Genomic DNA, 26407 nt, shown 5'->3' on the forward strand with positions numbered 1-26407 from the left:
GGACATCATTATTTAAATTATCAGTGTAACTTTTTCAATTACCGATCCAGTTTTACAAGTTCCGCATCTTCGTTTGAATGGTCCAAAATCAAATCTCTAATAATATGAGAGCCAAGCATGCTGTATACGGTTCCGTTTCCTCCATACCCAAGCAGATAGTATTGGCGGTTTTTATGAGGATGTTTTCCGATGAATGGAAGGTTATCGAGGGATTCACCGAAACTTGCCCCCCAGGCGTAGGCAATCTTTATAGGGAGATCAGGAAACAGTTTTTCAAGCTCCTGCTGAATCCGCTCTGCACGGTTGGCGATCCATTCTTTACTTTGAGGCGCTTCAGGCTTATCTTCATCCAATCCGCCTGCAATGATGCGATGATCAACGGTTGTCCTCATATAAAGGTAAGGTCGTTGCGTTTCCCAGATCATTGCGTTATCTTCCCAGGAAGACAAATCTTCAATCGGTTCAGTCGCGATCGCATAGGATCGGTTGATGTCTGATCCGATTTTTTCATTAATAGGGATTGTGTCATATCCTGTTGCATAAATCAAATGGGATGCTGAGAATGTGCCGATGGAGGTGTGCAGCAGAATGCCGTCATCTTGTTCTTCTGCTTCTTTAGCCTCCACATTTTCAAACAAATGAATGCCTTTTTGCTCCAAATGTTCCAAGATCCCCTGAATAAAACGGTAAGGATTGACTTCGGCATCTCCATGCGTAATTAAAGCCCCAGGTTTTTCAAATGGCAAATGCTCTTTCATGTCCTCTTTGGTCCAATATTCAGCAGGAAAGCCATGCTTGATTAAGGCCTCATATTCCTTTTGCAGCTTTTGAACATGTTCCTCAATGCTCGCATAGCAAATGCTTTTTCGTTTGATAAAATCCACTTCACGGGGAAGTGTCTCAGCTACCTCTTTCAGCTGGTCTACTGCTTTCTGGCAAAGCTTATAAAAGTGCACGGCTTGATCCTCGCCAATCTGGTCAATCAGCTCATGAAGCATAATATCATTTGAAAATTGAAGAAGGCCTGTGTTGGCAGAAGAACTGCCCGCAGCCATCTCCCTCTTATCCACAATGGCAATATGCAAACCTTCCTGTGCGAGAGTAAACGCCGTTAGAGCGCCGGACATGCCGCCGCCTACGATTACTGCATCATAATGTGTGTCGAGTTCCTGTCTTCCTTTTATGGTCTTCTCACCGTCTAGCGTGGTCGGCCAAAAAAGGCTGCCGTTATGCAAATCCATATCTTTTCCTCCCGAAATTACTGCGTATATAGTACTTTTACCCTATATACTTAGTAAGTTAAACAGAAAGTAGTTGGAAGATATAACATGAGTGTAAATGTGAGAAGGCCAACTGTATTTAAAAATTTCATGACCAAACCTCTTTCATGGCTTTAAATAAAAGGGGCTGCCTGATAGTCGAAAATTGACCTTCAGCAGCTCCTTTTTGGCTTGAAAATCTTCAATGAAAAGTTGATTGAAGTGGAAGGTGCGAGACTCCTCGAAAATGAACTTCACATTTTCTTCGTGCGATAAAAAGCTGCCGGAGCCTTCCTTGTCCTGCGGGACTAGCGTGACAGGTGAGACTCCCGCCGGTGCTTGCACCAAAAAGTAGGCGTTCACGCCGGTAAGGCTCACCGCACGCCCCGCGAAAGTAGTAGCTCGCGCCGGTAAAAGCGAGCACCCTGGAACGAAAATCAACAGCTTACAGACTTCTTGGACAGCCCCTTCAAATTACTGTTCTTTAACTGCTGAAACTGCAGAAACACACGCTGAGCGAATACTCTCTTCGCTACTGCAAGAGCGTTAAGTATACGAGGGAATCCAGTATACGGAATGAGTTGAATGAAGCTTTCTACAATTTCAACAGGAGTCAGCCCGGTATTAACATGAAGTTCAAGCTGTGGTTCAGTACCTTGGGTAACAAGTGCTGTGGTTAAACCTGAACGTGAGTAAATATCGCCGTATCCAAATTCAATGATAAATTTTGCTGCGTCTGGAGCAATATCTTTTAGGTCATCAGAAATTTTTAAATGAGTAGATCTCCTTGTTTTCAGTTAACGTATACTCCATTAGTTTATCGAGTCCATGCTGAGAACGGTCTGTGCTGCTCATGATCAATTCCTCCTGAAATAATAATTGCTTAACAAGACCTACTTTATCTCACAACGATTCATGCGTAAAATACATGATAATTATAGGAAGTATTCGTTTTGGGAACGATACTATTCTAAAAAAGACCTGTTGTAGTCGGCACGTCTTTTACAATCTTCTTTTCAAATCTTCAACTTCTTTCTCCAAGTGATGAATCTTTTTGTTCAGGTCATCATTGGGTGCAGTGATCTTTTTGGTAATAAGAATGATTGTACCGATCAGCACGACAAGTCCGCCGATCATCGCAATCATGAAAAATAAATACAAATCTGACATTAAAACAGCTCCTTTAAATGTTCACACTTTAACATTATTATAAATGTAATGATATGTATAATTCTCTGGGTTTTTCACTGATCTACTATTTGCTGGGGTTTTCTGTGCAGGGGATCGGACAGTATTAAACATCTTCCATGTTTAAAGAAGTCCGTTTCAAGCAGAAACGAAAAAATGCAAGCTATCTTAATTCCTTTTTTGTCGAAAATCAACAATATGCTTTAACTAAGCCTAAACAAAAGTAAAAAATCATGGGCATTGATTTGCCCATGATTTTTATTATTTAATCTGTTTTCCGTTAAACACTTTAAGTTCCATTGGACGGCTGAGATATTCAGGCGCTTTTGCAACGAAGGAAGTGAAGTGTTCGCTTTTATTGTGAGCATCTACTGCTTCTAGATCCTGCCACACTTCCACCATCATGTAGGCATGTTCTTCTGCTGTATCTTTGAACAGTTCGTAAGAGATATTGCCGCTTTCCGCTTTTGAAGCTGAGATAAGCTGCTGAATCTCGTTTACAAATTCCTCTTCTTTTGCTGCATTAACATAATTTTTTGCGTGAATAATGATCATTCTTATTCATCCCTTCGTTTTTTATATAAAATTTATTTCCACTCCGCCACTTCTTCAACAGGAAGTCGAACAGACGGATACCCAGTATTCGCTGCTTTACCGATGGAGATCAGCATAACCGGAACGTAACGGTCTTTATCCAATCCAAAAGCTTCAGAAATTTTATCTTTCTCATAACCGCCGATGGGGCATGTATCATAGCCATGGGCACGTGCGGCAAGCATAAGATTCATGGATACGAGGCCTCCATCGATTAATACCGTCTCCTTATTTACCCCAGGATCAAGAGTATCAAAGTGAGCGGTGAGTCTGCCCATCATTTGTTCTTTTACATCTTGCGGCATGTAGCCAAGCTCAACGGCTTTGCTGTAGATTTCTTCACCTTTATCGAAGTTGTTCAAATCTCCGAATACAGCAATCATGGCAGATGAAGTTTCCACTTGAGAGTTATTAAAACGAGCAAGCGGAGCGAGCGTTGCTTTTGCTTCATCACTTTCAATCACAAGAAAACGCCATGGCTGCATGTTGACAGAAGAAGGTGCCATTGTAGCTTTATTAAGGATTTCTGTCATCTCTTCCTTGCTGATTTTAACGGATGGATCGTAATAGCGAATGGAACGGCGTCCAGTCACAATATCATTAAAGTTATTCACTAATGTTGTATTCATGGATAGATTCCCCTTTTTACTTATGATGTTTGTCTAAGGTGTCAAAAGGCTAACCTTCAATCTGGTCAGCGTTATGCTGCATGCGTTTAAGCATATCTAAAAGAACTGGAAGCTCTTCCTCTTTAAAATCTTTCAAAAGGTTGGAGACAAATTGATCTCTTTCTTTTCTGTATGCAATGATTTCATTGCGGCCTTGATCGGTAAGGCTGACGAGCGTTACTCGGTTATCCTTGGGATTCTTCCGCCTTGCGACCATCCCTGAGATTTCAAGCTGTTTTAAGTGCCTCGTGACAGCAGCACTGTCAATATTGACCTCTTTTTGAAGGGTGGTCTGGCTGATCTCCTCAACTTCATATAGACGATGAAGGAGCTCAAGCCGGGACTGGCTGATTCCTGTACATCGTTCAAATTTCGGGCTGATCTGGTTGTGAAGCTCCCGTAATGTATAGGCGATATGCGTTTTTGTAGCACATGATTGGTTCAAGTAAATCTCCTCTTTCGTCATTAAAAGAATGATTGACCGGTTAATATTTGACGCCTCAATGATTGATGCGTCAATTAATATAACGCGGTTGTAAGAAAAAATCAAGGACATAGCTCAAATCTTTAAAACTTAAGGTTTGATTAAGGGTCGTCAAGTAGACTCTGTGTATACCTTGAAAAAATACAAAGTAGAAATGACTTTAATGATGTAGGAGTGGTGAACGATTAATAAAAAGGTGAAGTGGTCCGTAATCTCTGTCAGCATCCTTGCATTCTTCACGTTTGGCGGACTGGTTGCAAAAAATCAAAACACAGGGACGGCAGTGCAGAATAACCCGTCACAAGGTAGTGGCAGACAAGACATTCAAGATGATATTAACGATCAGGGTGATTCCTCGGCGTTTACGGACGGGCAGCAGCAAAGCGATGATTTCAGCCAGGGAGAAGGCCAGTCTTCGGATTGGGGACTCCACGCTATATGAAAAACTGGAGGTGGCACAATGAACTGGATCTGGTTCTTTATACGGGTTACAGGCTTAACCGCCTATTTATTGCTGACCCTATCCTTACTGGCAGGTATTATGCGCCAAGTGGTTGCTGATGTTTATAGGAATCCATACTTTCCTGCTATTATTTGACCAATATGAGCCTTATACACTGGAAGCCATCTTCGTTCCATTTGCCTCATCTTATCATCCGATTCTTTCAGGGATAGGGACGATCGCGACTTACATGCTGCTCATCGTTATCCTCACTTCAGATTTTATGAAAGTGATCGGCAAGTCCGTCTGGAAGAAAACGCATTACCTTGTGTTTTTGCTTTGGCTCCTTTTCTTTCTGCACGGCATACTTTTTGGAACGGAATCTTCTGCAAATTGGGCTCCATTCTTTTATTGGAGAACCTTTGCTGTTATTATTTGCGGCACCCTATATTTAGGAGCAGCGATGACTCGGTCGAAGAAACCTCGCAGCAGCCATTGAAAAGACCCGCCATATCGGCGGGTCTTTTTATTATGCATTTTGATTAAGTTTTAGAAAGTTTTCGTTCAACAAGGCAATTTTGTAAGGGAAAAGTTCAGCGGTCATGACTCCTTCTTTTACTGCAGGATCACTTTCCATCATCGTTCTGGCTTCCTCTTCCGTATCAGCAAGCAAAATGACAATGCCGAATGTGGTTTCATCCATGTTCAGGGTCCGGCCGGCCATAATGAGTTTATCTGCCATCTTTAACTCCTGCAGTGCTTGAAAGTGATCTGATACGATGCTTTTCTCTTTTTCAGTCCAATTGTTTTCATCTACTAATCGCGGAATCAATTTTAACGTATAAATAAATTGTTTTTGCGTCATTTAGAGGCTCCTTATATTCAATTTCTTCGTATGTCTATAGTCCTTCTTTATTTGGAATTAAAGAAGTTCAATCCCCATAATCCTCGCAATGTCTTTCCTGTCATTCTCCAATTCCTTTACCCCTTTTAAGTTGGCAAGCATGCCCTGGAACACCATCTTGTTCGGATCTGTTTTTTCATTTTCACTCAGCAAGAATTCGATGACACTTTTCAGCTCGTCCCTTTTTTCAGCGGGTAGTGGGAGTTTATCCAGCGTTTTCCCCATGTTTAAAAGTTTTTGATGAATGGTATCCTGTAGAGATTGTTCCGTATGGAGATGAAGCCGGGAGAACAGGTTTTCTAAGTTCTTGATCGAAATCATCGTAGCCTTCGTTTTCTGCAAACCGGCAACGATGTCATCCAATCTCTGCAGCAGGAATTCAGCCAATGCCTCCGGCTGAAGAAGCTGATCATCAAATATGAAAATACGGATGTACGTATTTTGAAGGCCTTGAGCTATTAAGATTAGATCTCCCAAGTGAGGAGTAATATCCTCTCCGTACAGCGAGAGCAAATTTTTCTCCAGCCATCTCAAGGATTTATATTGCGTTTTCAGCATATGCTTCCGCATTTCTTCATTGATCGTCGAGTTCTGTTCGCGGAAATGCATGATAATGAAGTTTTTATGTTCTGTGAATGAAGTAAACAGTGCGACCATTTGCTTTTTTATTGTTTCGCGAGGAGGAAGATTTTGTTCCCCGATTTCTGAGATCTTTTGACTGATTTTATCGTTGTAGTAATGGAATAGGGCAATCATCAATTCTTCCTTAGAGGAAAAATAATTATAAAAAGCCCCTTTTGACATCCCAGCATGATCGGTGATGTCCTGAATGGATGTTGAATGAAATCCTTTTTCCGCAAATAAGGCAATCGCCGACTCAATGATTTCTACTTTTCTCTGTTTCATCTCTTACCTCCAAGTAAACGTCTGATTCTATTATCTTAAGTACATATTTTTTCGTCAATTGAAGCTATTATTATTTCTTGCATTCAGGGGAACGGTCCTTTATATTTATATCTATTATGACCGTTCATTTATATTATACCACAACCCGACTGGTCAGTCATACGTTTGAAAGGAGAAGAAAGAATGAGTTCAATCATCAGGTTCTGTCTGAAGAATAAATTTGCCGTATGGCTTTTAACGCTGCTTGTTGTTGCAGCTGGCTTGTACTCTGGTTTGAATATGAAACTGGAAACGATGCCTAATATCAATACTCCGATCGTCACAGTATCCGCGGTATATCCGGGTGCTACTCCAGAAGAGGTAGCTGACAAGGTGACCGTGCCGATTGAGCAGAAGGTGAAGAATTTATCGGGTGTTGATTCCGTAAGTTCCTCTTCATATCAAAATATCTCTTCTGTTCAGATCGAATACAACTTCGACAAGGACATGGAAAAGGCGAAGGGAGAGGTGCAAGAGGCTCTTGCCAACATCAGTCTTCCTGATTCAGTCGATGACCCGAAAGTATCCCGTCAAAGCTTTAATGAATTTCCGATTTTATCATTAAGTGTTTCGGATAAAGATAAATCACTGAAGGACTTGACCAAAGTGGTAGAAGATGATGTCGTACCAAGACTTGAAGGGGTTGAAGGTGTTTCCTCTGTCCAGGTTGCAGGCCAAAACGTTGAGGAAGTTCAGTTAGACTTCAAACAAGATAAATTAAAAGAAAAAGGTCTGACAGAAGACACGGTCAAGCGGTTCATTCAGGGTGCCAATTCTTCCATGCCGCTCGGACTGTACAACTTTAACAACAAAGAAAAATCTGTAGTTGTCGATGGTAAGATCACAACCATCAAGGAACTGAAGAACCTTGAGATTCCGGTGACTTCTCCTGCTCCAGAATCAGGGGCGGGCAATGCACAGCAGGCAGGAAAGAGTCCTTCAGCTACTTCAGGTGGAACTGGCGTACAAAGTGCCGGAACAGTTGCCGGCCAAGGGGCACAGCAAGGCGCACCTGGTGCTGGTCAACAAGGTTCACCAGCAGCCGGGTCGGCACCACAACAAGCACAGCCTTCAGAGCTGCCGACTGTTAAATTAAAAGATATCGCGTCGATCAAGTCGGTAGGAAAAGCAGAATCGATCTCCAGAACGAATGGCCATGAATCCATTGGCGTTCAGATCGTTAAATCTGCGGATGCCAACACGGTTAATGTGGCAGACGATGTAAAAAAAGAATTGAAACAAATCAAAAAGGATCACCCTGGATTGAAAACCGTTAATGTGTTCGACCAGGCAACACCAATCAAAGAGTCAGTCAGCACGATGCTGAACAAAGCGCTGATCGGCGGATTGTTCGCCGTGATTATCATCCTGCTTTTCTTACGGAATATCCGTTCAACAGTGATCGCGGTCCTCTCGATTCCTCTTTCGTTGCTAATGGCCATTCTTGCACTGAAGCAGATGGATATCACGCTCAACATCATGACCCTCGGTGCCATGACGGTTGCCATCGGCCGGGTAGTCGATGACTCGATCGTCGTTATCGAAAACATCTACCGCCGGATGTCACTGACAGGCGAACGCATCAAAGGCAAGGAACTGATCACATCAGCAACACGTGAGATGTTTATCCCAATCATGTCATCAACAATTGTCACTATCGCAGTATTCCTGCCGCTCGGCCTCGTTAAAGGACCTGTCGGAGAGCTCTTCCTGCCGTTTGCTTTAACGATTGTTTTCGCCCTCGTGGCATCCCTGATCGTGGCCATCACGGTCGTTCCGGCTTTTGCAGATTCCTTGTTTAAAAAGGGGTTGAAGAACAAGAAGGAAGTCGGCCACGATAATCCGGGTGTACTTGCAGGCCTTTATAAAAGAGTTCTGAACTGGTCGCTCAACCATAAATTTGTTTCATTCGGGCTGGCCATCCTACTGCTAGCCGGAAGTTTGTTCCTTGTTCCGAAGATCGGCGTCAGCTTTCTGCCATCCGATGATCAGAAGATGGTCATCGCAACGTTCAATCCAGAACCAGGGCAGACGAGAAAAGATGTGGAAAAAGAATCTCTTAAAGCTGAAAAATTGCTCATCGACCGTAAACATGTGAAGACGATCCAGTATTCCGTTGGCGGTGAGAACCCGATGAATCCGGCAGCGAGTAACCAGGCGATGTTCTTTATGGAGTATGACAAAGATACCCCGAACTTTGAAAAAGAGCAGAAGCGTGTTATTGATGACCTGCAGGGAACAACGAACAAAGGAGAATGGAAGGCACAAGACTTTGGAGCTACAGGCGAAAGCAATAAGCTGGAGGTTCAAGTCTATGGAAACAACATCAAGGACATTAAACCTGTCACTGAAAAAGTCCAGAACATCATGGACGATAAGAATTCCTTGAGAAATGTGGATTCCAGCCTGTCCAAATCGTACCAGGAATACACGATTGCCGCTGATCAGAAAAAGTTGAGCAAGCTCGGTCTGACCGCCAGCCAAATCGGCATGGAACTGAATGATTCCGGCGATAAATCAGCGCTGACGACGCTGAAAAAAGACGGCAAGGACATTAACGTCTATGTAAAAGTAGACAAAAGCAAATACAAAGACATTAACGACCTAACCGCTAAAAAGCTGCAGTCCGCAACTGGAAAAGAAGTGGCCATCAGTGACGTAGCGAAAGTAAAAAAAGGCGAAACCGCAGACACGGTTACACGCAAAGACGATAAGATCTATGCGAGTGTCAGCGGAGACGTCACCAGCAAAAACGTAAACAAAGTATCTGCAGATGTGAAGAAAGAAATCGATAAGCTTGATCTTCCTAATGGTGTAGACGTGAAGATGGGCGGGGTAACCGAGGATATCAATGAGTCCTTCAGCCAGCTGGGACTTGCGATGCTTGCAGCGATTGCGATCGTTTATTTTGTACTTGTTGTAACGTTCGGCGGTGCATTGGCGCCATTCGCCATCCTGTTCTCATTGCCGTTTACTTTAATCGGTGCACTTGTCGCTCTTTATATCTCTGGTGAAAGTATTAGTATCTCTGCTATGATTGGTGCTTTGATGCTCATCGGTATCGTTGTAACGAATGCGATCGTGCTGATTGACCGCGTCATCCACAAGGAGAACGAAGGCCTGACCACACGTGAAGCATTGCTTGAAGCAGGAGCTACCCGTTTGCGTCCGATCCTGATGACTGCTCTGGCAACCATTGGAGCCTTGATTCCGCTTGCGCTCGGATTTGAAGGCGGAGGCTTAATCTCCAAAGGCCTTGGCGTGACCGTTATCGGCGGTCTTACAAGTTCTACACTGCTGACTCTTGTGATCGTACCGGTCGTATACGAGTTCTTGATGAAGCTGACACGAAGAAACAAAAAGAAAACAGCTGAATAATTATTGGTTATGAGCGGGCTTGCCGATTGAGGCGGGCCTGCTTTTTTGTGGAGGATTATTTAATGGAGGGGGAGAATTAATGGAAGTGGAAGGCGATGGAAAAGACGATCCAAGGGGCGCAAATGATTGTAGCGAAATTGGTCGAACGGTGTCGAGTTTATTCGGTTCGAGAATAAAAGGAGTGATTTTGCGAATATACAGGCTTGTTTTAAGAATAAATGACTAGTTTTCGAGAATAAAACTCCATCTTTTAAGAATAGCTGACCTTCATCAACTTGTTATCTTCCACCATCGATTTCTAAATTGTAAAATATGTAAAACAGCCACCCCGAAAACCAAGAAGGAGTGATCATATGATTGTAAAGACACGGAGCGTTCCGCTGTCCATTCAAAAATTACAGGCTTTGTTACGAAGATTACCGAAAAATCATCAGAAAATCCCCATTATTCAGGAAGATTTAGCAAAAAAGATGGCTGGTTACAGAGGAGAGTACTCTATAGACTATCCTCTAAGTTTTGTTCCCTCGAAAGACTACTCAATTTTACATGACATCCGTCTTCCTTTTAAAGAATACTTCTTTCAAATTGACACACTGATCCTATCACAGCGTTTCATCCTCATTTTAGAAGTGAAGAACATTGCAGGTAAGCTTTACTTTGATCAGGATTTCCACCAGCTTATCCGGACATTGGACGGAAAAGAGGAAGGGTTTCCAGATCCGATTCTTCAAATAAGGAGACATGAATTTCAGATGAAGGCCTGGCTTGAAAAGCATAAGTTTCCAGAGCTGCCAATGGAATCACTAGTCGTAATCAGTAACCCCTATTCTCAAATTCAAATCTCCCCTGAACATAAGCATCTTCATAAAATTATTCTTCATCGTGAGGCCTTGTCTTCCAAGATTTCTAAGATAGACCACCTTCACAAAAAAGAAATACTCACAGAAAAACTGTTAAAGAAAATAATCCGTCTACTAATGAAACAGCATCGTGAATCTAATTCTTCGATACTGGATCAGTTCCATATTAAGAGGCACGAGCTTCAAAAAGGTGTACAGTGTATGGATTGCAATCATCTCGCCATGCAAAGGAAGCATGGAAGCTGGTTTTGTCCAAATTGCTATTATAAATGCAAAAATGCACATATTGAGGCTCTTAAGGATTACTGCTATCTAATTAACTCTACCATTACAAATCAAGAAGCAAGGGATTTTCTCCTGTTGTCCTCGTTAGATGTTACTACTCGAATACTCCGTTCTACAGCTACTAAGTTTGATGGCGTGTACAAATCAACTCTCTACCATCTCACCTTCGAAGAATAGCCCCAACCCCTCGCATTATTTCCCTTTTTCCTCACAATCCCGTATACTCAGATATTAAAAAGACAGAGGAGAATGGAGAGCATGCAAAAGAGTGAACCCGTACTAAACAGCAACAAAGGAAGGCTGCTGGTCAGCTGTCCGGACAAGCCGGGAATTGTGGCGGCCGTTTCGCAGTTTTTATATAGCCAGGGAGCGAATATTGTGGAATCCAATCAATATTCGACGGATCCGGCGGGCGGCACATTTTTTATGCGTATCGAGTTTGAATGTGAAGATTTGGGCGAAAACGCTCCAAATCTAAAAGAGGCTTTCACCGCAATTGCCGAAAATTTCGAAATGGACTGGCGCTTCTCGCTGGCATCCCAACTGAAGAAGACGGCTATCTTTGTTTCAAAAGAAACACACTGTCTGCTCGAGCTGTTGTGGGAGTATCAGAGCGGAGAACTCGACGCGGAAATTGCCCTTGTGGTCAGCAATCATGAGGATTCAAGAACGCTTGTCGAATCGCTCGGGATACCCTACCATTACATACCGGCCAACAAGGACATCCGTAAAGAAGTGGAGGAGAAACAGCTGCAGCTTATGGAAGAGTATCAAATTGAGCTTATCGTCCTCGCACGTTACATGCAGATTTTGACGCCGGATTTTGTATCGAAGCACCCAAACCGGATCATCAATATTCATCACTCCTTCCTGCCGGCGTTTATTGGTGCCAAGCCGTATGAACGGGCGTACGGAAGGGGAGTGAAGCTGATTGGTGCGACCTCTCACTATGTGACCAACGATTTGGACGAAGGTCCGATCATTGAGCAGGGAGTGGAGCGGGTCAGCCATCATCATAATGCGGAGGATCTGAAAAGAATCGGCCGTTCCGTTGAGCGCAGTGTACTTGCCCGGGCGGTAAACTGGCATCTGCAGGACCGGGTGATTGTTCACGAAAACAAGACGATTGTTTTTCATTAATTCGAAATTATTTTTAAAATATAACTTTTTGTCCCTCCATTGTAAAAAGAATGTTGATATATTAAAATGACCTTTATTCCTAAAAATTAAAATAGTATCCTTGTATAATATCAGTACAATCAATCGGTCTGATAGTTTCTACCTGGCAGCCGTCAAATGCCGGACTACAAGGAAGCGTGAAATTAAAAAGAGTCTCAGTCTCAGCACTGAGCAAGACCGATCACTTTTCCGGACTATGCTCTGCTGTATGACAACGTGTATTGCTCTTATTTTCATGCTTTCTGTCCAATTTGACTGAAAGCAGGGAAATAAGGGCATTTTATATATGGAAAAACATACAACGGGAGTGATTGGACTTGTATTTTTTGATGAATCTGTTAGGTGTTCTGGTAGTGCTCGGCGTCGTTTATTTATGTTCTCCGAATCGAAAGAACGTAAAATGGAAATCCATTGGGATTCTTTTTGCGGTTGAATTGCTCATTACGTGGTTCATGCTTGGTACAAAAATTGGAACAAAAGTGATTGATCAGTTTGCGTCATTTTTTACTTGGCTCATTGCCTGTGCAAACGACGGAACGGCCTTTGTATTTCCTTCCGTTATGGCAAATAAGAACATCGATTTCTTCTTTAGTGCTCTTCTTCCTATTATTTTCGTCGTTACGTTCTTTGATATTCTTTCTTATTTTGGAATCTTAACGTGGATTATCGATAAGGTTGGCTGGGTCATCTCAAAAATTTCAGGGCTGCCGAAGCTTGAAAGCTTTTTCTCCATCCAGATGATGTTCCTTGGAAATACAGAAGCACTCGCGGTGATCCGTCAGCAGCTGGTCGTGCTCAAACAACACAGACTGCTTACGTTCGGACTGATGAGCATGAGCAGTATCAGCGGTTCCATTATTGGAGCGTATTTGACGATGGTGCCGGCAACATATGTGTTTGCGGCTATTCCTCTCAACTGTTTGAATGCCTTGCTGCTCGCAAGCATTCTGCATCCGGTAGACGTAACAAAAGAGGAAGATGTCGTCTATGTTCCGCCAAAAGAAGAGAAGAAGGATTTCTTCTCTACGATCTCTAACAGTATGCTTGTCGGGATTCGGATGGTCATTGTCATCCTTGCGATGGTAATCGGTTACGTGGCGCTGACGTCCGCTTTGAACGGGATCCTTGGATTCTTTATCAATGGACTTACCATTCAAAAAATCTTCTCGTTCATCTTCAGCCCGTTTGCCTTTTTACTAGGGCTTCCGGTTCATGATGCAATGTATGTCGCAAAATTGATGGGAATCAAGCTGGCGACCAATGAGTTTGTGGCGATGATGGATTTGAAAAATCAGCTTAAAAATTTGCCTCCGCATACGATTGCTGTTGCGACAACGTTCTTAACATCGTTTGCGAACTTCAGTACAGTTGGTATGATCTACGGAACGTACAACTCCATTTTAGGAGAAGAAAAATCAACGACCATAGGCAAAAACGTCTGGAAGCTGCTCGTCAGCGGAATGGCAGTATCACTGCTGAGTGCGATGCTTGTCGGATTGTTTGTTTGGTAATATATATAAAACCTTCTGGAAACGCGTTTTCCGGAAGGTTTTTTGTTTTGAATTTTTTTACATTAAATTTATTGACATATAACAAACAAAATAATATTATGTTTGTAAATAAATAAACTTTTATAGGGGTTGTTTGTGATATGTCGATATCGGATTTGTTTTGGGAAGCGTCATTGGAAGATTTGAAAAAGGGTTATGTAGAAGAAAATCATCATTTTGTTTGCCTCTTATGCGGGAACACCATTGAAAAAGGTATCATCTATCCTGAAAATGATGTACTTTACGAAGCGGAAAAATATATGACTCTTCATATCGGCTCTGAGCACGGTTCCGTTTTCGAGTACCTGATCGGACTAAATAAAAAACTGACAGGCTTAACCGATCACCAGAACCGGCTTCTCCGACTTTTTTATGAAGGGAAAAGCGATGAGGAAATCAAGCAGGAAATGGAGGTTGGCAGCACGTCAACCATCAGGAACCACCGTTTTGTGCTGAAAGAAAAAGAGCGCCAGGCGAAAATGCTGCTGACGATGATGGAGCTGCTGAAGGAAAAGGATCAGCACGCGCCGCCGATGGTTGCGCCTCATCAGACAGCGACGATGATTGATGACCGGTATAACGTGACAAAAGAAGAGAAGGAGAAGATGGTGAAAAAATACTTTATTGAAGGATCGATGTCATTAAAAACATTTCCGTCAAAAGAAAAGCAAAAGCTTGTTGTTCTGCGGGAAATCACTTCATTATTTTCTTCAGATACAACGTACACCGAAAAAGACGTCAATGAAATCTTGAAGACGGTTTATCATGACTACGTGACGTTGAGAAGATACATGATTGCCTATGGATTTCTGGACAGGAAAGCTGACGGAAGCTCATATTGGCTGAAAAAATAAAACGAAAGAAGGAATATGTTTTGGAGGAAAAAAGAATTAAAGCAGCAATACATGGAAACAAAGATTGAAGCGGGTGTTTACCTGATCAGGAACACCGCCAATCAAAAAATTTTTGTAGGAAGCACGAGAAACTTTAAAATCGATCAATGGGAAAAGATTTGAGCTGGAGCAAGGCAGCAGCATGAACAAGACACTCCAAGAAGAATGGAATGAGTTTGGTAAAGAAGTCTTTGAATTTGAAGTGCTTGAGGTTCTAGAGAAGAAGGACGATGGATATTTTAATGAGAAAAAAGCACTTGAAAAACTGGAAGGTAAATGGCTGCAGGAGCTTAAGCCGTTTGGAGGCCGGGGATACAATAAGGAGAAACCGCGATGAATGCGAATGAAGCGATAAAAGAGAATCCTTCACAGATGACGGTAATGAAGCCGATGCTTCTGTTTCTCGTACTGCTGCTTTTCAGCAATATTATGCAATCGATCGGGCAGCAGGTCGGGATGATGATTATCGGGAGATGGCTGGGAATGGACAGCGTGGCTGCCATCTCTGCTTTTTTTCCATTGTCTTTTTGCTGATTTCTTTTGTGATTGGAATCGGTTCAGGAAGCTCCATCCTCATCGGGCAGGCTTCTATCATTCTCAATATACAAGCCTTCAGATCAGAGGAATATGGATTGGATATCCTGCTGCCTTTATCGCAGGTCTTGCATTGCAATAGGGGTACTACCGGCTTTCATGGAGTAACAAGCAGATTGTCCGTCTGATCGATTAACAAAAACCTCTTTGGATGAAACCAAAGAGGTTTTGTTTCGTAGTAGTTAGTGGAATGCTTGTTTCAGGAGGTTTACATGCAGAATTGGATTACAGACATTATTGAACAATTTGGCTATTTCGGCGTCTTTTTGATGATCGCCCTTGAAAATATTTTCCCGCCCATTCCCTCTGAAGTCATTCTGACGTTCAGCGGTATGATGACGTCTTTCTCTAAACTCTCGGTGTGGGGAGTCATTTTGGCAGCGACGGCAGGCTCGGTTTTTGGAGCTGCTGTTCTTTTCAAAGTGGGTACGTATCTTGATGTTTCACGCCTTGAAAAAATTGTAGACCGCTGGGGAAAAGTCCTGCGGTTAAAAAGAAAAGACATTTATAAAGCAGATTCCTGGTTTGATAAATATGGGTATTGGGCCGTTCTTCTTTGCCGGCTCGTTCCTCTTATCCGAAGCCTTATTTCGATTCCGGCGGGGATGTCGGGCATGAGGTTCAGCCTTTTCCTGCTGTTTACGACGATCGGCACGTTCGTGTGGAACACGATTCTCGTTTATGTCGGAGCAGCGTTCGGGCGCAATTGGGAACAGGTCGTTCAGTTCATGGACATCTATTCCAACATCATGTACGCTCTGCTGGCTGCTGGGCTGTTGGTGTTCGTCCTTTTATTTATGAAAAAAAGAAGAAAGTAATAAAGCTGTCCGCCATTTGAGCGGACAGCTTGTTTATTTTGTCTTTGCTGCTTCGGGATAGACGTGGGACTCTGTTTTTGGATTGAACAGCGAAAGAACCCCTGACGCGGTAAGAACGCCTAAAATTACACATCCGACTCCAAGCAGCTGAGGGTAGGTGATAGATGTCCCAGTCATGGCGGATATGATCATCGTAACCACAGGAACAAGGTTAAAAAATAGGGAGGTCTTGCTGACTCCAATTTTTCTGATACCAAGGTTCCACCATAAATAGCCAAGCACGGTCGTACATATGGCCATAAAAAGAATAGCTCCCCAGCCTCCAAGCGGAATGTGAGGTGTTTCGGCCGGTGGTCTTGAAAACAAAGAGACAGCAATTAATGCGGCAGCACCGATCAGCATCGGATATGCCGTCGTTTCAAGAGAAGAGCTGTCTTTCACCCATTTCCGTCCCAGCACTCCATAGCTTGCCCAGCAGAGGTTTCCTCCCAGGATGATAAGATCTCCTTTAGAAAAGGATAGGCTCATTAACGTTTCCAAGGAGCCTTGCGTGATGACTAAAACGACGCCAATAAAGGCAAACCCAGTTCCGGCCATGCGCTTTTTTGTCAGTTTTTCTTTTAGCAGGAACAGTGCTAAAACCGATGTCAAAATAGGGTTGGTGCCCATTATAAGCGCTCCATTGATCGGTGACGTATATTTCAATCCCGTGAAAAACAAAGTGTTAAAGCCGAACACTCCAATGATGCCGAGAGCCGCATAAGCCGCTAAATTCCGGGATAGCGTTGTTTTCTTCACGCCTTCTTTAACGATTAAAATCAGAAAAAGCACGATTGCAGCAATACCAAAGCGCCAGGCGGCTGCCGAGGCCGGTGAAAAATACCCTACTGCATACTTGCCGAGATTAAACGCAGCTCCGGTAAACACCGCAAAACCAAGCAGCATGAGATAGACTGAGAGATTTTTCATTTCTTCGCTTCCTCTTCCAATAACGTGTGATACGTTTGAAGCTTCTCCCTGGTGACTTCCATAATGGCTTCCAATTCCCGTTTTTTGTTCTCCATGTTTTTTAGATGTTTTTCTAGGATGTCCACTCTTTTCGTCAGTGTAGGAGCGGGCTTGTAATCGGGGTCTTCTTCCAAACTGTCCCAAATGCAGCCATCCTGTACAAACTCTTTTACCTCTTCCAATGGCATGCCAGTATCCTTCAGGCTTTTTAAAAACTTGATGAACGCAATATCTTTTGCTGAATACAGACGCTTATGGCCATTCTTCCTTCCAGGTGCCGGCAGCAAGCCCAGCTTTTCATAGTAACGCAGTGTATAGGCACTGATGCCGGTATCCCGGGCTGCTTCACTGATCGTGTACATAACCAATCATCCCTTTCTTTCACTTTCTTAAAGCTTACAACTTAGAGCTGGCTCTAAGTCAATTGGATATTTGAAAAAAAATAAAAATAGGGAATGGTTTTGGGGTTGCGAATTTGTGGTAAATTGCTTTGATTAGCCAAATCAGTGTCTCCCGAAATTTTTATTTTGGGTACATATATATTTTTCAGGTTTACCCCGTAAGATAGCACATAAGGTTTGTTGCAGCAGTAAAAACAAATCACAGATAAAAGAGGGGTCTGGCGAAATGACTGATTTAACGAGGATGAAGACTGTGCTCGTAACGGGGTATGCGAAAGCGCCGCATGGAAATTATATGTTTGAAGTCTGCAAGACATCGGGCATCGTCATGGAAATTGATACAGAGACCAATATGATCGTCAATGCTGAGTTTACGTTTGCCACGGAGCTTGCACGCGATTTTCTGAGAAGGGTCATCGTCAATTATAATTTAGCACAGGGGATCGACGGATTGATCCAGAGAATCGAAGACTATTATTATACCCCTTCCACACCTTCCGTCATCATGGCAGTCAAAGCTGCCCATAAACGGTATTTAGAGAAAATGAGATATTCCCAAACGGCAACCTGATCCTTTAACCTTCAAACCTATTAAATGGGTGGCGATCTGTACTGATCGGCTGTGTACTCATGTTTATTGTTCTGGGCATTTCAGAATTTCAGAGTTTGTTTTAAATAGAGTAGAAAGAGCTTGTCCATTCGGATGGGCTCTTTTTTTATTCGTGAAGAGGTTCTTCGGGCTTCTCAAACAGTGTGCTGAACGGCAACCCTGATCACATTGAAATCGTATCCATCAAAGGGGCAACCATCACTGGTTTTGTGAAAACCTATGTGAATAACTATTTGTCTAACATCGCTTCCTTAAGCAAGGCAGCTGGCGGAGATCAAGCTGCGTTTCAAAAAATGTATGACCAGTACCGTGCATCAGACTTTCAAGTTTCAGCTCATTCACTCAAAGATACTTCAAAAAATAATGATATAACGAATCAGACGGTCGGTTTTCTTATTATGATCATGCTTTCATGTGCGGGCGGATTATCTGAAATTATCCTTCAGGAAAAAGAAAACAGAACCTATCTGCGGTTAATGTCAACACCGATTAACAACCGAAAATACGTTTTCTCAAATGTGGTTGTTAACATGATCATCATGACGGTACAGATCTTAATTACACTAACGTTTATGACTCAAGTGTTCCATATTTCTACGGGGATCCCATTCTTGACGATGGTAGAAATATTAATGATTTTCGCTCTTGCAGGTGTTGGATTATCGCTTGTCATCACTGCATTTGCATCGACCACGACTTCAGCTGGAGCACTGCAAAATTTGATCATGACACCATCGTGTCTGTTGGCTGGCTGCTTCTGGCCAGTAGAGATCATGCCGAAGACGCTGCAAAAAATAGCAGATTTTCTTCCTCAGCGATGGCAGCTGGACACATTTACCCAGCTGCAAAACGGCCATTCGCTAAGGAGTCTTTCACTGAACATCGCCATTCTTTTCGCTTTCGCATTAGCCTTCTTCATGATTGCGATCTATAAGTTCAGCCGCGGCAACAATGTAAGGAACTTTATTTAATAAAAAGCTCTGTTAGTCCATGTTGTTGATTTTTGGCAGGGGTGATTGTAGCGCCCTCTGAAAAGCAGAAGGGTATAAGCAAGCTTTTTCCCATCTGCTTTTCTGGCGCTTCATTTGTTTCACAAATCAGCCGGCTCTTATCATCGCCAGCTATCACCCCTTTTTTATGGAGAAAAAAACTTGAGAGCCTCTTCTAAGCATCAGTATGCGATGTCCATTATGATTGGAAATCAACAAAGCCTAATAAAAATCCCCTTTGGATGGTCCAAAGGGGATTTTGCTTTAAGGTTTTAAGACGACTTTAATGCACTCATCCGCATGATCGTTGAATGTTTTGTACGCTTCACTTGCCTGATCAAGAGGTACTCGGTGTGTAATGATCTCAGTCGGATCAAATTCCTTATTGGCAATTTTATCAAATAGCATCGGCATATAGTGGATAACAGGGGCCTGGCCCATTTTCATTGTGATATTACGCTCAAAAATGTTTCCAAGCGGGAACATGTTGTACATGGATCCATATACACCAGTGAGTTGGATGGTTCCAAACTTTTTAACGGCCTTGAGGGCGATCTGTATGGCACTCAGCGTACCGCCCTGCAGCTTCAGTTTTTGTTCAATCGCTTCAACAGGCGACTTTTTGCCGTCCATTCCTACACAATCGATAACAACATCTGCGCCGCCGTTGGTGACTTCATGAATGTGGGCACCCATGTTATCGAATTGATCAAAGTTAAAAGCTTCAACATTGTTCATTTTTACTGCATGATTAAGACGATATCTTAAGTTATCTACGGCAATGACACGCTTGGCGCCTTTCATCCATGCGAATTTCTGTGTCATTAAGCCAATTGGACCACAGCCCAGAACAACGACCGTGTCACCTTCTTTTACCCCGGAATTTTCGACGCTCCAGTAGGCTGTAGGAAGAACATCAGACATGAAAAGCACAGCTTCATCCTCAAGTTCCGCTGATTCAGGAATGACAAACGGCATAAAATTTCCATAAGGCACACGCAAATATTCGGCTTGTCCACCGCTATAGTCGCCGTAACGGTCCGTAAAGCCGAAATATCCGCCTGTATCAAATTCAGGATTTCGGTTGGAATTATCACATTGGCTTTCCATTTCATGCTGGCAATAATAGCAGTGGCCACAAGAAATATTGAAAGGAAGGACGACCCTGTCTCCTTTTTTTACTTTGGTGACATCAGGACCAACTTCTTCTACAATACCCATGGGTTCATGTCCAATGACATAATCCTTATGTGCTGGAAGAGCTCCCTGATAAATGTGGAGATCTGATCCGCAGATAGCGGTTGAAGTAATGCGGACAATGATGTCTTCCTTTTCCTGTAGTTTGGGATCTTCAACATTTTTCACTTCGATTTCTTTTGCTCCCTGAAAAGTAACAGCCTTCATAATCAACCTCCTAAAATTGGTATAAAATACTATACCCTTTGAGAGGTTTTTTACCCTTCATTTACATACACACAAAAGAGGGGCTGTCCAAGAAGTCTGTAAGCTGTTGATTTCCGTTCCAGGCTGCTCGCTTTTACCGGCGTAAACGCCTACTTTCGCAGGGCTGCCGGTGAGCCTTACCGGCGTGAACGCCTACTTTTTGGTGCAAGCACCGGCGGGAGTCTCACCTGTCACGCTAGTCCCGCAGGACAAGGAAGGCTCCGGCAGCTTTTTATCGAACGAAGAAAATGTGAATTTCATTTTCGAGGAGTCTCGCACCTTCCACTTCAATCAACTTTTCAATGAAGATTTTCAAGCCAAAAAAGGAGCTGCTGAAGGTCAATTTTCGACTTTCTGGACAGCCCCCCTATGTTCCTCAAGGAGGAACTGCCGTTTACCTGTTTTTTATGGATTTGTCGACCACATGCCTGCGTTTTTAATAAAAATACGCGGATTTAATTTTAACTGGGAAACCATGAACTCGGCCATATCCTCAGGCTGCATCACTTTTTCCGGATTGCCGTCCGTCAGATTTGTATCAATGGCCAAATCTGTCGCCACTGTGCTTGGTGTCAGGGCACTGACACGAATATTATGTTTCCTTACTTCAAGCATAAGAGATTCGGTTAGACCTAATACTGCAAATTTAGAAGCACTGTACGCACTTGTTATTGGTGCACCTTTTTGCCCTGCTGATGACGAAATGTTAATGATATCGCCTGCTTTTCTTTCAATCATTCCCGGCAAAACTGCTCTTGTAACGTTGTAAACACCCATTAAATTGACGTCTACGATATTTTTCCACTCTTCAGGCGAAAGTTCAAGGAATCCGCCAAACTTTGCGATCCCGGCATTATTTATTAAAATATCGATGGAGCTCAGTTCATCTTCAATGCTCTTTACAGCTTGAATAACAGCATGGCTATTCGTAACGTCAGCTTCTGCAATCGCCACCTTCACGCCATATTCCATCAGTTCTGCTGCTGTTTTTTCGAGATTTGAACGGGTTTTACCGATAAGGCCAACATGAATGCCTTCATTTGCAAAAGCAATCGCTGTTGCACGGCCAATTCCTCTTCCAGCTCCGGTGATGAGCGCTGTTTTTCCCTTTAATGTTTGCATCTGCGCTTTCCTCCTTTTATGTAAAAACAACTGGAAGGACGCCAAAGGCAGTCCTGTCCTGTTTTTAATGAATATCTATTCCAAATTTGCATGGCGCCCAAACATGGTATCCGTATCAAGCCCTTTTCTTTCCATGAAACGTAAAATAACAGCATCGAAAAACAGCAGAAGAGTTTGTTCGAATAGAGATCCCATAGGCTGAATGGTCTTATAGTCATTTTCCGATTGATCCTTTGGAGAGCCTGGTAATTTTACGCAGACATCGGCCAATTTACCAAGAGTCGAGTCGGGAAAGATGGTCACTGCAATGACTTTACCGTCAATGCTTTTCGCCTTTTCGGCCATTGAAATAAGGCTTTTTGTTTCTCCGGAACCTGAACCGAAAATGATGAGATCGTCTTCAGTCAGGTTAGGGGTCACGGTTTCACCGATGACATAGGAATCCAATCCCATGTGCATCATTCGCATGGCAAAGGATTTTCCCATCAGTCCGCTTCGGCCGGCTCCTGCAACAAATATCTTCTTGGCTTTCAAAATTTCATCTACAAGCATTTCAGCCTCTTGATCTGAAATTAAGTCCGCTGCCAGGCTTAATTCCTTCACAATTTCCGTATAATAATGTGAAGTATTCATGTGGAAAATCCTTAGCTTTGTTTTACTAATTTTTGGATTTCAGCTGCGGTTGCTTTTTTATCATCTTGTCCAGTAATACCGCCGCCGACAATAACCAGGTCAGGCTGAGCTGCAACAACTTCAGGCAATGTTTCTAATTTAATTCCGCCTGCGACAGCCGTTTTTGCGTTTTTAACGACGCGTTTGATCGCTTTTAAGTCTTCAAAAGAGTTTTTCCCGACAGCCTGTAAGTCATAACCTGTATGGACACAAATATAATCAACACCAAGCTCATCAAGCTCTTTTGCTCTTGTTTCGATATCTTTAACGGCAATCATGTCCACAAGGATTTTTTTGTTTTGTTTTTTTGCTTCATCAACCGCCCCTTGAATGGATGCATCTTCAGCTGCCCCAAGGATGGTAATGATGTCAGCACCGGCTTCAGAAGCCTTCATGACTTCGTATCCTGCAGCATCCATAATCTTTAAGTCGGCAAGGACTTTCAAATTTGGAAATGCTTCTTTCATTTCTTTAACTGCTCTAAGGCCTTCGTTGATAACAACCGGGGTACCGATCTCAACGATATCGATATGTTCTTCAACTTCTTTCACCAATTTGATGGCTTCTTCTGTATTTACAAGATCTATCGCTAGTTGTAATTCCATTTTTACATTCTCCTCCTGTGGTGTTTTATCTATGTTGCACCTCATATTATTTCCTTTGGCGGCTGACTTTATAAGTCCGTCAAGGATTAGTTGTAAGTATACTCTTCATGATTACCTATTGTGAAGTACTGACTTTAATATTACATAGTGTTAAAAAGTATACTATAAGGTATAATAAGGGTGGAGGTGATGTTCTATGTCACGAATGGACGATAAAATGTTTAACTGTGAGAAAGAATTAACGTTATCTGTCATCGGAGGCAAGTGGAAAATGATTATTTTATGGCACCTTGGGAAAGAAGGAACAAAACGTTTCGGTGAGCTGAAGGCTCTTATACCCGCCATCACTCAGCGCATGCTCGTTAACCAGCTTCGTGAACTGGAAGAGGATATGATTGTCCATCGCGAAGTTTATCCTGTTGTTCCGCCAAAAGTTGAGTATTCATTGACGGAGCAAGGTGAGAGCCTGATGCCTATTTTGGATGCCATGTACCAATGGGGGAAGGATTACATGGTGACCATGGATATGAAACCGATAGATGATGCAAAGTAATTAATCCCGTCCGGAGAGGGACGGGATTTTTTTGATGTATCTTCAAGTAACTTAACCTTGAACGGATTCTATTTGTAAAACATTTGTATTTCACCATAACAAGAATTAAACTATGTATAAAATATTCTGAATATATATGTGGGTTTTGCATGCCCTGAGAGGTGAAAACATGAAACAGCAAACCATGGAACAACCATTCTTTAATCAAGAACGATATCCGTATTCTTCCCGGCGTTCAGTAACCTACGGCAAAAAAGGAATGGTAGCAACATCTCAGCCGCTTGCGGCACAAGCAGGCCTGGATATCTTAAAAAAAGGCGGAAATGCCATTGATGCGGCAATTGCGACGGCTGCCTGCCTTACCGTGGTCGAGCCGACGTCAAATGGGATCGGAGGAGATGCTTTTGCGCTTGTTTGGACAAAAGGAAAGCTGCACGGGTTGAATTCAAGTGGTCCCGCACCGCGAAATATTACCGTTGAAGCGCTCAAACATGAAGGGTACGACAAGATCCCGAAATATGGCTGGTATCCGGTTACTGTCCCCGGAGCTCCTGCGGCATGGGCAGAATTATCGCGCCGTTTTGGAAAGCTGCCGCTGACTGAGGTGCTTCAGCCGGGCATTACATATGCAGAGGAAGGCTATCCGGTTTCTCCAGTCCTCGGAACGTATTGGAAACAAGCTTTTGAAGCTTACAAAAAAGAACAGAAGGCCGATGAATTTAAGAGCTGGTTTGAAACCTTTGCGCCCGACGGAAGAGCTCCGGAAATAGGTGAAATGTGGCGATCACCCGATCATGCAGCCACATTAAAGGAAATCGCCGAAACAAACGGAGAATCTTTTTACAGAGGGAAATTGGCCGACAAGATCAGCACAGCCTCTGAAAATGAAGGGGGTTTCCTGCGAAAAGAGGATCTTGAAGCCTTCCATCCAGAATGGGTGGAACCGATCAAGGCCGTTTATAAGGGCTATGAAGTTTGGGAAATCCCTCCGAATGGCCAGGGGATTGTTGCTTTAATGGCGCTTAATATCCTAAAAGGGTATGATTTTCCCGAAACGGAAGCTGCTGATCGGTATCACAAGCAGATTGAAGCGATCAAGCTTGCTTTTATGGATGCCAAAAAATATGTGACAGATACTACGCATATGAAAGTAACAGCAGAAGCTCTTTTATCAGAAAAATACGCAGAAAAGCGCAGACAGCTCATTGGCCCGGAAGCGATGCTGCCTGAGCCGGGAACACCTCCAAAAGGCGGCACAGTCTATCTTGCAGCAGCTGATGAAGATGGGAACATGGTATCGTTTATTCAAAGCAACTATATGGGCTTTGGTTCTGGAATTGTGGTGCCTGGCACCGGTATCAGCCTTCAGAACCGGGGGCATGATTTTTCATTGGATTATTCTCACGACAACTGCCTTCGTCCCGGCAAGAGAACCTATCATACCATTATCCCGGGATTTTTAACGAAAGACGGCCAGCCAGTGGGTCCTTTCGGCGTCATGGGGGGATACATGCAGCCCCAGGGGCATGTCCAGGTCATCATGAACACGGTCGATTTCAAGCTGAATCCACAATCCGCGCTTGATGCACCGAGATGGCAATGGATCGAAGGGAAGAAGGTACTGGTAGAACGTTCACTGCCGCAGCATGTTGCCGAGGAATTGGCGCGCAAAGGCCATGACGTAAAAGTTGCACTTGATGCCGGCAACTTTGGGAGAGGCCAGATCATATGGCGCAATCCTGAAACCGGTGTACTGGCCGGCGGAACAGAAGGCCGGACTGACGGGGCCGTGGCAGCCTGGTAGAAATAACCTTCATAAGGATTTGATGCATTCATGACCTATTTGCAATTATTTATCGCTTTTTTTCGATCAGGCATTCTTGGATATGGAGGCGGTCCGTCCTCCATACCGCTCGTACATAAGGAAGTGGTCGGAAAGTTTAAATGGATGAACGATGAAGAATTTGGAGATGTGCTTGCCCTTGGAAATGCCTTGCCTGGCCCCATTAACACAAAAATGGCAGGATATATCGGATACCGGGTGGCCGGTTTATCCGGTATGCTTGTTGCTTTGCTCTCTTCTATTCTTCCTACTATTATTCTGATGATCGTCCTTCTTACCTCTCTCGCACAATATAAAGACCAGCCATGGGTTCAAGGAATGACAAAAGGCGTGCTTCCTGTTGTTGCCGTTTTGCTTGCGGTGCTGACGTGGCAGTTTTTCACCAGCGCAAAGAAAGGTCTGGGATTTAAGCTCAGCCTGATTCATGTAGCGGCAGGCATCTTATTATTGCAGCTGCTGAGGATACATCCCGCCATTTTGATCGGCGTGCTTCTGGCTTATGCGCTTCTTAAGCCCACAAGGAAAGATGAAGAGAAATCTTCTGAGAGAGGGGAAGGTATGGGATGATTTATTGGCATATTTTCCTTGCTTTTTTTATCCCCGGCATCCTGGGGTATGGGGGAGGCCCGGCTTCTATTCCTCTGATTGAAAATGAAGTTGTGGGCCGTTATCACTGGCTGACCGTCAATCAGTTTACTGAAGTGCTCGCGCTTGGCAATGCACTCCCGGGTCCGATTGCCACAAAGATGTCCGGCTATATCGGTTACACGCAAGGAGGCGCTCTCGGCTCTTTTGTGGCTGTTTTTGCAACGGTAGCGCCTTCCCTGGTTTTGATGATCGTCTTCCTGAGTGTCATCTATAAGTTCAAGGATTCACCAAGAGTGAAAAAAATGACGTTATACGTAAAACCAACGATTGCCGTTCTTCTCGGAGTGATGGCTTATGATTTTTTTGCGGAATCTGTCAGCTCTTCCGGCTGGATACAGACTGCAGCCATAGCCGCTATCAGTTTTCTATTAATGCAAAAATTCAAAGTATCTCCAGTTATTGTAATCGTGGCTGCCATTGGCTACGGGGCAGTTTTCATGGCATAAGAAAAGAACTGACATTGTCAGTTCTT

The 26407-nt window shown here is 43.3% G+C and carries 29 protein-coding genes, 3 pseudogenes and 1 riboswitch; of the genes and pseudogenes, 17 read left to right on the top strand and 15 right to left on the bottom strand.

From position 1 onward, the window contains the following. Positions 1-38: 38 nt before the first annotated feature. The 7 genes and pseudogenes from OKX00_RS05085 to OKX00_RS05115 all read right to left on the bottom strand — a co-directional run bounded on the left by OKX00_RS05085 (position 39) and on the right by OKX00_RS05115 (position 4154). On the bottom strand, positions 39-1241 hold the full coding sequence (locus OKX00_RS05085; RefSeq protein WP_265409670.1) for an NAD(P)/FAD-dependent oxidoreductase: 1203 nt from the start codon (positions 1239-1241) through the stop codon (positions 39-41). 144 nt (positions 1242-1385) lie between these two features. Next, on the bottom strand, positions 1386-1700 hold the full coding sequence (locus OKX00_RS05090) for a hypothetical protein (protein WP_265409671.1): 315 nt from the start codon (positions 1698-1700) through the stop codon (positions 1386-1388). After that, positions 1697-2114, bottom strand: a pseudogene (locus OKX00_RS05095) (carboxymuconolactone decarboxylase family protein). Before OKX00_RS05095 ends, OKX00_RS05090 begins: the two are co-directional and overlap by 4 nt. Positions 2115-2261: 147 nt before the next feature. Next, positions 2262-2429, bottom strand: a complete 168-nt coding sequence (locus OKX00_RS05100) for a hypothetical protein (RefSeq protein WP_175501771.1) — start codon at positions 2427-2429, stop codon at positions 2262-2264. Positions 2430-2708: 279 nt separating this feature from the next. Further along, on the bottom strand, positions 2709-3002 hold the full coding sequence (locus OKX00_RS05105; protein WP_265409672.1) for a putative quinol monooxygenase: 294 nt from the start codon (positions 3000-3002) through the stop codon (positions 2709-2711). Between the two features lie 32 nt (positions 3003-3034). Further along, positions 3035-3670 carry a nitroreductase family protein gene (locus tag OKX00_RS05110; RefSeq protein WP_265409673.1) on the bottom strand — a complete coding sequence of 212 codons (636 nt, stop codon included), beginning with the start codon at positions 3668-3670 and terminating at the stop codon, positions 3035-3037. A 49-nt stretch (positions 3671-3719) separates the two neighbouring features. Continuing rightward, positions 3720-4154 carry a MarR family winged helix-turn-helix transcriptional regulator gene (locus tag OKX00_RS05115; RefSeq protein ID WP_256224496.1) on the bottom strand — a complete coding sequence of 145 codons (435 nt, stop codon included), beginning with the start codon at positions 4152-4154 and terminating at the stop codon, positions 3720-3722. 235 nt (positions 4155-4389) lie between these two features. Here OKX00_RS05115 and OKX00_RS05120 point away from each other — a divergent pair, with 235 nt between their 5' ends. From OKX00_RS05120 to OKX00_RS05130, 3 genes are read left to right on the top strand one after another with little or no spacing between them, the layout of a single operon-like run. Next, positions 4390-4635 carry a hypothetical protein gene (locus OKX00_RS05120; protein WP_265409674.1) on the top strand — a complete coding sequence of 82 codons (246 nt, stop codon included), beginning with the start codon at positions 4390-4392 and terminating at the stop codon, positions 4633-4635. An 18-nt stretch (positions 4636-4653) separates the two neighbouring features. After that, positions 4654-4791 (top strand): hypothetical protein, encoded by a 138-nt coding sequence (locus OKX00_RS05125; RefSeq protein WP_265409675.1) that lies wholly within the window; start codon positions 4654-4656, stop codon positions 4789-4791. Next, positions 4754-5134, top strand: coding sequence for a hypothetical protein (locus OKX00_RS05130; protein ID WP_265409676.1), 381 nt, complete (start codon positions 4754-4756; stop codon positions 5132-5134). The genes OKX00_RS05125 and OKX00_RS05130 overlap by 38 nt, the downstream gene beginning before the upstream one ends. Before the next feature lie 30 nt (positions 5135-5164). On the opposite strand, the gene OKX00_RS05135 is transcribed toward OKX00_RS05130, so the two are convergent. Together OKX00_RS05135 and OKX00_RS05140 are read right to left on the bottom strand one after the other, a co-directional pair. Continuing rightward, on the bottom strand, positions 5165-5500 hold the full coding sequence (locus OKX00_RS05135) for a YciI family protein (protein ID WP_265409677.1): 336 nt from the start codon (positions 5498-5500) through the stop codon (positions 5165-5167). Between the two features lie 57 nt (positions 5501-5557). Then, complete coding sequence (locus OKX00_RS05140; RefSeq protein ID WP_091003060.1) at positions 5558-6445, bottom strand: TetR/AcrR family transcriptional regulator; 888 nt, start codon at positions 6443-6445, stop codon at positions 5558-5560. 183 nt (positions 6446-6628) lie between these two features. Between OKX00_RS05140 and OKX00_RS05145 the strand changes: the two genes are divergently transcribed. The 8 genes and pseudogenes from OKX00_RS05145 to OKX00_RS05180 all read left to right on the top strand — a co-directional run bounded on the left by OKX00_RS05145 (position 6629) and on the right by OKX00_RS05180 (position 16041). Continuing rightward, complete coding sequence (locus OKX00_RS05145; RefSeq protein ID WP_265409678.1) at positions 6629-9862, top strand: efflux RND transporter permease subunit; 3234 nt, start codon at positions 6629-6631, stop codon at positions 9860-9862. A 353-nt stretch (positions 9863-10215) separates the two neighbouring features. Beyond that, positions 10216-11184, top strand: a complete 969-nt coding sequence (locus OKX00_RS05150) for a nuclease-related domain-containing protein (protein WP_265409679.1) — start codon at positions 10216-10218, stop codon at positions 11182-11184. 72 nt (positions 11185-11256) lie between these two features. Continuing rightward, positions 11257-12147 (top strand): formyltetrahydrofolate deformylase, encoded by an 891-nt coding sequence (gene purU / locus OKX00_RS05155; RefSeq protein WP_265409680.1) that lies wholly within the window; start codon positions 11257-11259, stop codon positions 12145-12147. 80 nt (positions 12148-12227) lie between these two features. After that, positions 12228-12334: riboswitch (purine riboswitch) on the top strand. Positions 12335-12503: 169 nt separating this feature from the next. Further along, entirely contained in the window at positions 12504-13697 is a 1194-nt protein-coding gene (locus OKX00_RS05160; protein WP_265409681.1) for a nucleoside transporter C-terminal domain-containing protein, read from the top strand. Positions 13698-13837: 140 nt separating this feature from the next. Continuing rightward, positions 13838-14590: a DUF2087 domain-containing protein gene (locus tag OKX00_RS05165; RefSeq protein WP_265409682.1), complete on the top strand. Its 753-nt coding sequence runs from the start codon at positions 13838-13840 to the stop codon at positions 14588-14590. 15 nt (positions 14591-14605) lie between these two features. Beyond that, a pseudogene (locus OKX00_RS05170) lies at positions 14606-14966 on the top strand (GIY-YIG nuclease family protein). Continuing rightward, positions 14963-15216, top strand: a pseudogene (locus OKX00_RS05175) (MATE family efflux transporter); the annotation flags it as partial. The pseudogenes OKX00_RS05170 and OKX00_RS05175, both read left to right, overlap by 4 nt. Positions 15217-15435: 219 nt before the next feature. Then, a complete protein-coding gene (locus tag OKX00_RS05180; RefSeq protein ID WP_265409683.1) occupies positions 15436-16041 on the top strand; it encodes a DedA family protein in 606 nt (201 codons plus the stop codon). 33 nt (positions 16042-16074) lie between these two features. Here OKX00_RS05180 and OKX00_RS05185 read toward each other — a convergent pair whose 3' ends face one another. Both OKX00_RS05185 and OKX00_RS05190 read right to left on the bottom strand, forming a co-directional pair. Further along, positions 16075-17010, bottom strand: a complete 936-nt coding sequence (locus tag OKX00_RS05185; RefSeq protein ID WP_265409684.1) for a DMT family transporter — start codon at positions 17008-17010, stop codon at positions 16075-16077. Then, positions 17007-17417 carry a MerR family transcriptional regulator gene (locus OKX00_RS05190; protein ID WP_254781303.1) on the bottom strand — a complete coding sequence of 137 codons (411 nt, stop codon included), beginning with the start codon at positions 17415-17417 and terminating at the stop codon, positions 17007-17009. Before OKX00_RS05190 ends, OKX00_RS05185 begins: the two co-directional genes overlap by 4 nt. 259 nt (positions 17418-17676) lie before the next feature. Here OKX00_RS05190 and OKX00_RS05195 point away from each other — a divergent pair, with 259 nt between their 5' ends. Continuing rightward, the gene (locus tag OKX00_RS05195) at positions 17677-18021 is read left to right on the top strand and encodes a DUF3870 domain-containing protein (protein WP_265409685.1); all 345 of its coding nucleotides are present in this window, start codon (positions 17677-17679) and stop codon (positions 18019-18021) included. Positions 18022-18203: 182 nt separating this feature from the next. Further along, positions 18204-19031: an ABC transporter permease gene (locus OKX00_RS05200; protein WP_265409686.1), complete on the top strand. Its 828-nt coding sequence runs from the start codon at positions 18204-18206 to the stop codon at positions 19029-19031. A 282-nt stretch (positions 19032-19313) separates the two neighbouring features. Here OKX00_RS05200 and OKX00_RS05205 read toward each other — a convergent pair whose 3' ends face one another. The 4 genes from OKX00_RS05205 to hxlA all read right to left on the bottom strand — a co-directional run bounded on the left by OKX00_RS05205 (position 19314) and on the right by hxlA (position 22891). Beyond that, a complete protein-coding gene (locus OKX00_RS05205) occupies positions 19314-20453 on the bottom strand; it encodes a zinc-dependent alcohol dehydrogenase (RefSeq protein ID WP_053357163.1) in 1140 nt (379 codons plus the stop codon). A gap of 444 nt (positions 20454-20897) precedes the next feature. Then, complete coding sequence (locus OKX00_RS05210) at positions 20898-21614, bottom strand: 3-ketoacyl-ACP reductase (RefSeq protein WP_265409687.1); 717 nt, start codon at positions 21612-21614, stop codon at positions 20898-20900. A 75-nt stretch (positions 21615-21689) separates the two neighbouring features. Beyond that, positions 21690-22247, bottom strand: coding sequence for a 6-phospho-3-hexuloisomerase (hxlB, locus tag OKX00_RS05215; protein WP_265409688.1), 558 nt, complete (start codon positions 22245-22247; stop codon positions 21690-21692). An 11-nt stretch (positions 22248-22258) separates the two neighbouring features. Beyond that, complete coding sequence (hxlA, locus tag OKX00_RS05220; protein WP_053357166.1) at positions 22259-22891, bottom strand: 3-hexulose-6-phosphate synthase; 633 nt, start codon at positions 22889-22891, stop codon at positions 22259-22261. Between the two features lie 196 nt (positions 22892-23087). Here hxlA and OKX00_RS05225 point away from each other — a divergent pair, with 196 nt between their 5' ends. The 4 genes from OKX00_RS05225 (at position 23088) to OKX00_RS05240 (ending at position 26381) form a co-directional block, all read left to right on the top strand. Then, positions 23088-23444 carry a transcriptional activator HxlR gene (locus OKX00_RS05225; RefSeq protein WP_265409689.1) on the top strand — a complete coding sequence of 119 codons (357 nt, stop codon included), beginning with the start codon at positions 23088-23090 and terminating at the stop codon, positions 23442-23444. 169 nt (positions 23445-23613) lie between these two features. Continuing rightward, the gene (locus OKX00_RS05230) at positions 23614-25248 is read left to right on the top strand and encodes a gamma-glutamyltransferase family protein (RefSeq protein ID WP_265409690.1); all 1635 of its coding nucleotides are present in this window, start codon (positions 23614-23616) and stop codon (positions 25246-25248) included. Positions 25249-25278: 30 nt separating this feature from the next. After that, on the top strand, positions 25279-25854 hold the full coding sequence (locus OKX00_RS05235; protein ID WP_265409691.1) for a chromate transporter: 576 nt from the start codon (positions 25279-25281) through the stop codon (positions 25852-25854). Then, positions 25851-26381, top strand: a complete 531-nt coding sequence (locus tag OKX00_RS05240; protein ID WP_053357169.1) for a chromate transporter — start codon at positions 25851-25853, stop codon at positions 26379-26381. Before OKX00_RS05235 ends, OKX00_RS05240 begins: the two co-directional genes overlap by 4 nt. Positions 26382-26407: the final 26 nt, after the last annotated feature.

Origin of the sequence: Fictibacillus sp. KU28468 (assembly GCF_026153615.1) — a bacterium.
Lineage (GTDB): Bacteria > Bacillota > Bacilli > Bacillales > Fictibacillaceae > Fictibacillus_C > Fictibacillus_C marinisediminis.